At 36.3% G+C, this 706-nt stretch carries 2 protein-coding genes; both read left to right on the forward strand.

Annotated features, from left to right (window positions below; translation table 11 throughout):
* Nucleotides 1-294: orotidine 5'-phosphate decarboxylase / HUMPS family protein (locus tag ACZ267_RS12745; protein ID WP_463680335.1), on the forward strand; the 294-nt coding region annotated here is incomplete at its 5' end.
* Nucleotides 295-296: 2 nt separating this feature from the next.
* Nucleotides 297-706, forward strand: a 410-nt coding sequence (gene hxlB / locus ACZ267_RS12750; RefSeq protein WP_194180872.1) for a 6-phospho-3-hexuloisomerase, incomplete at its 3' end; no start/stop codon positions are given.

Here is a 706-nt window from a genome sequence, read left to right on the forward strand (position 1 = left end):
CAAGATTTAGAAAAACGTGCGAAAGAATTAGATGAAATGGGTGCTGACTATATTGCAGTGCACACTGGTTATGATTTACAAGCTGAAGGACAATCTCCATTAGATAGCTTACGTAAAGTTAAATCAGTAATTAAAAATTCTAAAGTCGCAGTTGCTGGTGGTATTAAACCAGATACAATTAAAGAAATTGTTGCAGAAGAACCTGACTTAGTAATTGTTGGTGGCGGTATCGCAAATGCTGATGACCCTGTAGAAGCAGCTAAACAATGTCGTGACGCTATTGAAGGTAAATAATGATGGCAACTTTTAATCATTATCAATTAATTTTAGATGAGTTAAAGGGTACTTTATCTCATGTTAAAGATGAAGAGTTTGATGGATTTGCATCAGAAGTAACTGAAGCATCACGCATATTTGTTGCAGGTAAGGGTCGTTCTGGATTCGTTGCAAATAGTTTTGCAATGAGACTCAATCAATTAGGCAAGCAAGCATTTGTTATTGGCGAATCAACAACACCATCAATTCAAAAAGGTGATTTATTTATTGTGATTTCTGGTTCGGGTTCAACAGAACACCTTCGCTTATTAGCAGATAAAGCGAAATCAGTTGAAGCAGAAGTGGTATTACTAACAACTAAACTAGATTCTGCAATTGGTGAAATTGCAGACACAGTAGTTGAATTACCAGCAGGTACAAAACACGATGC

Source organism: Staphylococcus sp. AC872 (assembly GCF_979255425.1).